The following is an 8,957-nucleotide window of genomic DNA, read 5'->3' as shown; positions in this document are numbered from 1 at the left end:
ATGACATGGTCACTTTTAACGGAATTAGGTGGTCAATTTCACTGGATTCTCCAAACTATTTTAAAATTGATCTTTTTGACAAAATTGAATTTGATAAAGAAAAACTAAATCAAAAAGAAGTTGAATTACAAATACCAACTGAATTCTTCCAATCAAAGAATGGTATTGAAAATATTCCTATTGCTTTTTTTGATTTTAACATGAACGTTGTTAAAACAGATATTAAACAAGAAGATATCAGAAATGAATTGGTACAAAAAGGTGAGTTAAAAGCGTACCCTTTTAATCAATTAAGTTCAGGAGAACAACAGAGTATACATACTATTTTAACTGTTGTATATCATACGTATAATTTATTATCAGTAAGTGGCTCAGATAAAAGAAAATATAGAAAAATAGCACTTGTTTTTGATGAATTAGAACTTTATTTACATCCTGAGTATCAAAGAACTTTTGTGAATAATCTTTTAACTGTATTAGCAATATTTAAAGATAAAAAGTTTGATAAAGAATTAATGTTTAGCATTCTACTATCAACACATTCTCCATTTATTTTGTCAGACATTCCTTCTCAAAATGTTTTAAAATTAGAAAATGGAAAAACTGAAAAGGTTGATTCTATTAATTCCTTTGCAGCAAATATTTATGAATTATTAAAGGATGAATTCTTTTTAAAAAATGGTGCAATGGGAGCATATGCTCAAAAATATATTAATCAATTGATTAAAGATGTAGAAAAGATAAAAGCAGATACTCCTAAAAATATAATAGATAATTTAAAACAGAAAATTAAAATTATTGGAGAAGAATTGATTCGTTACAATTTAGAAGATTTATTATTTGAAAGAATTCAAAATCCGCAATATGAAATCGATGCTTTAAAAGAAAGAATCAAAGAATTAGAATCTATTAAAAATCAGCAAAATGAAGAGAATTAAAATAGATAGTAATTTAACCTTGTCTGTTAAGTCCTTTAATACTAATCTTTTTGCTGATAAGGATAAGAGATTTGTAAAGCCTAAAGAAAAATTAAAAATTCTGTTTAATAACTTGGTGATAAATAATCAAAAGAATTACTTGGATAAAATATTAAAAGAATATGATAGTTTATTGAATTTAAAACCTTCTGAATTTTCTCAAAAAAAACAAGAATTTGACGCTATCTACATCATTGATAATATAGAGGGAAGTGAGTCAACAATATTTGCAAAAAAAATTGTAGAGGCCTTAAGATATGATGAATATAGAGACTCACAGTATCCTAAACTAATTAATTCTCTAAAATGGAATTTAAAAGTTTGCTTTTACTGTAATTATGCTGGGACTTTAACTATAAAGGAAGGTAAAAAGTATAAAGCATATTATGATTTAGATCATGTTCTCCCAAAATCATTGTATCCTTTTCTAGCAACTACTTTTTTTAATTTTATTCCTGTTTGTGCTTCTTGTAATAGAAAAAAAAGTAATAAAATAATTAATAATTTGAATCCATTTTATGAAGATACAGAAAAGGGTGTAGGATTAGGTAAAATATTTGAAATAACTAAAGAGTCTAAAGCTCAATTTTATTTAGATTTTGATAAAAATCAAATTGAGATTAAAATCTCTGATAAAATTAATAAAATAACAACAACTGACTTTAATGAGGTTGTAAACTTGGAAAGTTTATATAACACTCAAAAAGATGAAGCAGAGGAAATTTTATGGAAGAAGAGGATATACACTAAAGAGTATATTAGCACAATTCAATCAAGTTTTTCTAGTTTAAAGCTTAAAGAGAAAGAAATTAATAGATTTTTATGGGGAACCGATTTAGATGAAGATAAAATTAATGATAAACCTTTAGCAAAATTCAAGATTGATTTAATTAATGAAATTTAAAATTCTTTCTAAGAGTAGGCTTCTCTATTTCTTAGAAAGAATACCTTTTTATTATTAAGCAATTTACTAACTTTATAACATAAATATAAATTAATGAATCTAAAGGCTGGGTATATAGTTGATGGTATATCAAATATTATAAAGAATCAATTTCCAGATGAAAGTATCTTTATTGATGATACTGAAAATGAGAATATATTGAAATTAAAAGGCTTACTAGAAACAGCTTCAAATTTTAATATTAAGACAAAGAATAACTTTGAAATTGATTATAATAAAATTCCAAAATTACTAGCGGTTCAGAATAATATTCTAACAAGAGGATTACCAACAAGAGCTCCCTTATTTTTAGAACAATTGTTTGAAGAAATTGGTTTATCAATTCGCGAAGAAAAAAAAATATTTGAATATAGATTTAACTGTAGTTCTTTTTTTAAAGAAAAGTATTCTTATCAAGATGTGTTTAAGAAGCTGCATTTAATATTCCCTGGATTAAATATAGCTAAGCAAGATTATTTAGGTAAACTTGATTCAGTTTTAGAACAAAGATTTTTAGATAATTCACATCCAGTTTTTAAACAGATTTTACAAGCTCAAAGAGAATTTAAAACTCTTGTATTAAAGTCAAATAAAGAAAATTGGGTAGATTTTAGTCATACATTACCTTATTTATTTAGAGAAGATATCAAATCAGCTTATAAAGCCATAGATAGAGATAATGTCTATAAAACAAAGGTTTTAGAAGTAGATGGTCCTCAACATCAAATTAAAGAAAGTGTTTACTATGATGCTTTAAGAGATACACGTGTATCTGAAGAAAATGGAGAAGTTATTCGTTTTCCTTTCTATGAAATAGAAAGAAATAATTTAGGAGCTAATGCTACTATAAATAGTGAAATTGAGGGGATTTATATTGAAAATTATAATTCCTCTATAAAAGAGGATTTAGCTCTTTATACCTATTTATTATTACCTTTTAACGTAGCGCGTTTACAGAAGTTCTTTATAGAACTTTTTATTCGTAATACTGATCTATTGCTTAGAGATAGAATTAGAATTTGTGTTATTGAAAGGGATCTACCTGGAGCAGCAATAGCTTTAAAACTGTTTAATGAATCTATTAATAATCTCAATGAATTAGTTCTAAGTAATGATTCTCTTAAATTACCTAGTATTGAACTTACTTTAGTTCAAAGCAAAGAATGGCTGTATGATTCAAGGTTAAATCTAAACAATAAGTCAATTAGTTTAAAAGAATTTAAATCTATTGAATATGATATTGTTGTAGATAATTCTTTACTAGTGCGAGAAGAAGTTTATAGTTTTGAACATACTATAAATGACGACTACTATACACTTAGATCTGTACATTATGTAGATGTTAATTCTCCTAGTCAAATTTATTGTAATGAATCTATAGAATATAAATCTTTAGTTGTTAGAAATTCTGATACTTCCTATACTTATATTAAAGAATTACTTCCTTCGATAGAGTATTTCTTACATGACATTTTTAGAAAAACAGGTTTTAGAGAAGGTCAATTACCAATTATATCAAGAGCGCTTCAAAAATTACCCGTTATTGGTTTATTACCTACAGGAGGTGGAAAGTCTTTGACTTATCAAATTCCTGTATTCCTACAGCCAACTTTATCCATTATAGTGGATCCTATTAAGTCTTTAATGGAGGATCAGGTTAGAGTATTAAGAGAGAATTGGATTGATAATGTTGCTTATGCAAATTCAAGTCAATCTCAGTATATTAAAAATAAATCAATCGTTGATTTTAAACTTGGAACAAAGCAGTTTTTATTTGTTTCTCCTGAACGATTTGTAATTGAAGAATTTAGAGGTTTAATAAATAGTATTGATTCTACCAAAAAAGGTCAAAGCATTGGTTATTGTATAATTGACGAGGTACATTGTGTTTCAGAGTGGGGACATGATTTTAGATATGACTATTTACTTTTGGGTAGAAATGCACAAAAATATTGTAAAAGTAAAGACGGTATTGTTAGCCTTATTGGTTTAACTGCAACAGCTTCTTTTGATGTATTAGCAGATATTGAAAGGGAATTACAAATCAAGAACGATGATTTAGCTGAAGCAATAATTATGATTGAAAATACAGTTCGTCCTGAGCTGTTTTTTAGAGTTGTTGATGTTTCAAATTCTTTAAATAGAAGTCAAGTTCTTTTGCAAGAGATGATTGATTTTCCTTCAACATTTGATTTTTTCAACAATCGTGAGAGATTAATACTTTCTCAAAAGCATCATTTTGAAAACTTTGACCCAAAAGATTTTGCTCAAACTAACAAAGATGATACTTACGCTTTAGATATAAATGATCAGTTTATTTTTAAATCTAAGGAAGGACAGCTAGTGGAAACTTTACCTGATCCATATGCTTCTATTGTATTTTGTCCAGTTAAAGGAACTAAAATAAATGAAAGTTCAGGAGAATTTAGCAATAGGCAAGGAGTTAGGTATAACCATAATTTGCTTTGCAATAGCGGTATTAAGGCTGGTTACTTTTATGGAGCAGATGAAAATGATCAACAAGACAACTCAAAGGCTTATATCAAAAAGAGTTTCAATATGTTTATGAATAACAATCTATCTACTATGGTTTGTACTAAAGCCTTTGGAATGGGGATAGATAAAGATAATATTCGTGCAACCTTTCATATAAACTATGCTAGTTCATTAGAAAGTCTAGTTCAAGAGTGTGGTCGTGCAGGAAGAGATAAACAAGTTGCAGTAGCTACTATTTTAGCAAGTCTAAAAATGTATTACACTTTTGACTACTTAAAATTTACTGAGTTTTATAAAGGACTATCCGATTTTGATATAAGAGTAATAAGACAAAATTTAGTTAATAAATATGACTCAAGAGAACATTTTATAGATGAATTAAACAAATGTAATTTTCCTTATAAAGATAAATTTGAAAATGTTAATCATTATTTCACTGAATTTAAAATAAAGTCAATAAAACAGATTGCATTAGAGAATTTAGATTCATTGCTTATTAATAAATCAGAAGATAGAGAAATACACGACTTCTTTTTTGAAAATAACTTTAAAGGTAAACGCTATGAAAATGCTCAGATAAAAGAGCTTTTTATGGCAGTTCAAAAAACAAAAGAGGATTTTTTAATAGAACAAGAAGATTCAGAACAAGAGCAATTAGCGTTATATGAAGTTTTAGAACAAGAAAAGGAAAACACATCTTTTGACTTTATTATTCCATTTACCTCTAAAATAGACAGACCAAAGTTTAGGATTAAAGATAAGTTTAAAACATCTGAGCTAACTCCTTATGAAAAGCAATTAATTCTTCAGACCCCGTTCTATTCTTATATTTTCAAGAAGTTTAATCTTAATAAAGATAAAATTTTTGAGGCTTATAAGATTTATTTTGTTTCAAAATCCACAGAAGAATTTTGGCAAAAAATGGAAGTTGAGAAAATATTTTCAACAGAACAATTAAAAGAGCTTACCCTTGGAGAACGCCTTGAAATTGAAGGGCCTTTTACTTCCCAAAGAGATGAAGTAGAAACAGGTCGTATAATTTATAGACTTCATGCAATAGGATTACTTCAAGGTTACACAAAAGATTATCAAAAAGAGGTATATAAGTGTAACTTGTTTAAAGCAAATAGCAGTAGATATTATTTAGATAGAATTGAATTATTTTTAAAGAGATATCAATCCCAAAGAACAGCTGAGGAATCTATAAAATTACTTTTAAATAAGCTAAACGATAATTCAGAATTCTTCTTTGAAGATTTACTAGTGATGCTTGAATTTTTGACTGACTTTACATATTCTGAAATATCAAATAAAAGGAGAAAAGCTACAGATGAAATTAAAGAGTTAATAGAAAGAATCTTATTAGATACAGGAGATGAGTATCAGAAGAATATAATCTTTAAGGAGGAGATTTACTACTATTTTAATGCTAAGTATGCCCGTAAGGGTTATAATGAAAATGGAAAAGATTATTCTTTACTTGATGATTATTATGGTCATGAATTTGATTTCAAAGAAGAGATTCTTTTCAAATATATTGATGAGGAGCTTTTAAAAAATGGAACAGAGCAAAATAATTATAAACATTTGGTAGGAACTTGTAAAAAGATGTTACGCAATTTAACTAGTTCTGAGAATAATAGAGACTGGCTTTTACATTTACTATTAGCTTTCTCATTGTATTCAACAAACAACTTATCTTATCGATTTGATGCAAACCGCACATTAGAAACAGGATTTAATCGACTATTAAATGATCAGAATATAATAGATAACGACTATGAAAAAATTATAGAGATCTTTGATTTCTATTTTGATAAACTAAAGAATAATATTAATGAAAATAATGATTTATTAATTGACATTGATTTAATTCAGAATAAAGTACTACAAGAATTACAGGCTAGAATGATTAAGAATTATATCAATCAATTAGAAAATATAGGTATATGAGTACACAATATAATACACAAGAAATATTAAAAGCTTCTATAGAAAATATAGGTGCTTTAAAACATCATCTAGAAGAGATAGATACTTTAAAATCGAATGTTAAAGAAGTCATTTTGGAAGCAGAAAAGGTACCAATACTCTTTAATAAATTGGCTATTGATATTGATAAGTCAACCAATAATTACCTAAATAAGAATCAAGATTTATTAAAAGAACAGATTATCTTTTTTCAGGAGAAGTTAATTGACTTGACAATGCGTATAAATCAAATAGATGAAATTGATTTTACTAAGAAGTTTGAGTATTCTAAAGATGAATTTTTTAAGCAATTAAATAATTCAACACAAGAGCTAGATAATTTAATTCTAGATTTAAAAGGTATCGATTTAGAACAACATTTTACAAGACACGAAAAGACTTTATCTGATATTTATAAGTCTATTAATATAATCAGTGCTTCTCTTGTAACTTTTACAGATCAGCTTAATAAATCACAGAATAAGCTAAATGAAATTGAAAGAGAACTACTTCAGACTCAAACAAAAATTAATAGTTTAGAAGTAAAGGTTGATAAAATGCATACCACTTTTTTAGATAATAATACTTTATTAAATAATAAGATAGATTATTTAACAAAAGCAAATAAACAAAGTCATATCATCAATTTAGTACTAATTTTGATTGTCCTAATTTGTGTAATAATATTTAATTTAATTTAGAGATGAGTTTTTTTAAAAAGATATTCGGTTTTAGCAGTAAAGAAAATTATATAACAGAAGATTCTGTAAAAGAAAATGATAACGTACTTCAAAAATTTGAACAAGCAAATCAGTTATATATAGCTGGTTTTTATGAGCCATGTTTAAAACTAATAGAGGAAGTAATTATTTCTTCTAAAGTTAACAATTGGAAACATCAGGCATTTAAAGCAAATGTACAAGAAGATTTAAGAAAATATCACGATGCAATAGCTACCTATTCAAAGGCAATTGATTGGTCTAATGATGAAGTACAAGTTTATGCTTTATTTCACCAAATAGGGTTCTGTTATTTGACATTAGGGAATAATATAAAAGCAGAGGAATTTTATACTTTAAGCATTGATTTAAAAACTAAATTAATTAATGAAGGTAGGTATATAGATGTTGAAAATATGGATGGAGGAGTTATGCTTGGAGTTCCTTTTAAACGTATGTATAATAATAGAGCTAATGCTAGAAAGAATTTAAACAAATTAAAAGAAGCTTGGCAAGATTGTGAAAGTGCTTTAAAAATAGATTCATCTTATGCTAATCCATACTTGCTTGCTGGCCAAATTAAATATCAAGAAGGAGATATACAGAGTGCTATTTCTTTACTTAAACGTTCTATTGAACTAGGTAATAAAAATGCTGAGAATATCCTAAATGAAATCCTTGCTAGTCAATCTACTAAAAGCCAAGTTATACCTGAGAAACAAGATCCAGATATCTTGTTTAATAAAGCATTAAAAATGTGTGACCTTCAGCTTTATAACGAAGCTCTTACTGTTGGTAACGACCTTATAAATAATTATAATTCCGCTTATGGATATTACGTTTTAGGATTAGTATATACTTTAATTGAAGATTATGATTTAGCTATTGAATATGGATTAAAAACGTATCAATATTTCCCCAAAGAACCTAATAATTTAAATCGATTAGGAGTATCTTATTGTTCTATAGGAAGGATTGATTTAGGATTAAAATATTTTAAAACAGGAATGGATATAGGAGATTCTAATTGTAGAGCAAATTTCAATTATTGGAAAAATAGAATCTAAGGATACTATTTAGAGACAGAAATCTTTAAAAGTACTTTTCTTCTTCTCTTTTTAAATTCTCCAGAATATATAAATTCCCTCCAGACATAGAGTAGGAGGGGATTTTCTATTTTTTAGATAAACTATATTTTATCGCTTTTTCTTTTATTTGTTCTTCAGATAAAGACTTATTAGACATCAACCAATTATCTATCTCTGTTTTATCAAAGAATAAATATTTTCCATTTGGTTTAGAGTATGGAATTTTATTATAATGTACTAGATGATAAATAGAGGATTTTTTAAAGCCTGTATATTTTACTAAGTCATCTACAGACATAATCTGCTTATTGGGTTGATTAACTATTAATTCTTCTAAATAATCTAGTCTTTGCAAAATCATTTTTTTAAGTTTCATAATTTGATATGTTTTTAATAGAGATAACCTTACATCTGTATGATATAGATATAATAAGGTTAAAATTAAATTGATTTGGGAGACTTTATAAATGTACAATATGTAAAATTATTCAGAATTAAAGGTGACATTAGTAAGCCTTTAAGTATAAGTATTTTTAAAATATTAAATGCTATAAGATAAACTATTCTATAATTGAGTTCAAAAGTTATTAGAAAGTGATTTTAACTAGTTTACTTAGGAAAAACAATAATTATTACAGTGATAATTAATTGCTTTTTTTGTTAAAAAAATTATTTTAATTATACTTAATAAAATTGAATTTATGAGCACTGAATATTCCACTGAAAGTGAACAGCCTATTCCGGTGTGAAAGTGAACAGTCTA

The 8,957-nt window shown here is 26.4% G+C and carries 6 protein-coding genes; 5 read left to right on the top strand and 1 reads right to left on the bottom strand.

The genetic code is table 11. From position 1 onward, the window contains the following. The 5 genes from AABL85_RS17025 to AABL85_RS17005 all read left to right on the top strand — a co-directional run. Nucleotides 1–938, top strand: a 938-nt coding sequence (locus AABL85_RS17025; protein WP_341310972.1) for an AAA family ATPase, incomplete at its 5' end; no start/stop codon positions are given. Next, complete coding sequence (locus AABL85_RS17020) at nt 925–1,881, top strand: hypothetical protein (RefSeq protein WP_341310971.1); 957 nt, start codon at nt 925–927, stop codon at nt 1,879–1,881. The genes AABL85_RS17025 and AABL85_RS17020, both read left to right, overlap by 14 nt. 93 nt (nt 1,882–1,974) lie before the next feature. Continuing rightward, the gene (locus AABL85_RS17015) at nt 1,975–6,369 is read left to right on the top strand and encodes a DEAD/DEAH box helicase (protein WP_341310970.1); all 4,395 of its coding nucleotides are present in this window, start codon (nt 1,975–1,977) and stop codon (nt 6,367–6,369) included. Next, entirely contained in the window at nt 6,366–7,088 is a 723-nt protein-coding gene (locus tag AABL85_RS17010; protein ID WP_341310969.1) for a hypothetical protein, read from the top strand. The genes AABL85_RS17015 and AABL85_RS17010 overlap by 4 nt, the downstream gene beginning before the upstream one ends. A gap of 2 nt (nt 7,089–7,090) precedes the next feature. Then, entirely contained in the window at nt 7,091–8,173 is a 1,083-nt protein-coding gene (locus AABL85_RS17005) for a hypothetical protein (RefSeq protein ID WP_341310968.1), read from the top strand. A gap of 106 nt (nt 8,174–8,279) precedes the next feature. Here AABL85_RS17005 and AABL85_RS17000 read toward each other — a convergent pair whose 3' ends face one another. Beyond that, nucleotides 8,280–8,570: a helix-turn-helix domain-containing protein gene (locus AABL85_RS17000; protein ID WP_341310967.1), complete on the bottom strand. Its 291-nt coding sequence runs from the start codon at nt 8,568–8,570 to the stop codon at nt 8,280–8,282. Nucleotides 8,571–8,957 lie beyond the last annotated feature (387 nt).

This window comes from Myroides odoratimimus (assembly GCF_038039805.1).
Lineage (GTDB): Bacteria > Bacteroidota > Bacteroidia > Flavobacteriales > Flavobacteriaceae > Flavobacterium > Flavobacterium odoratimimum_B.
The sequence above is the reverse complement of the archived record's forward strand: the minus strand, read 5'-3'. Positions and strand labels throughout refer to the sequence as shown.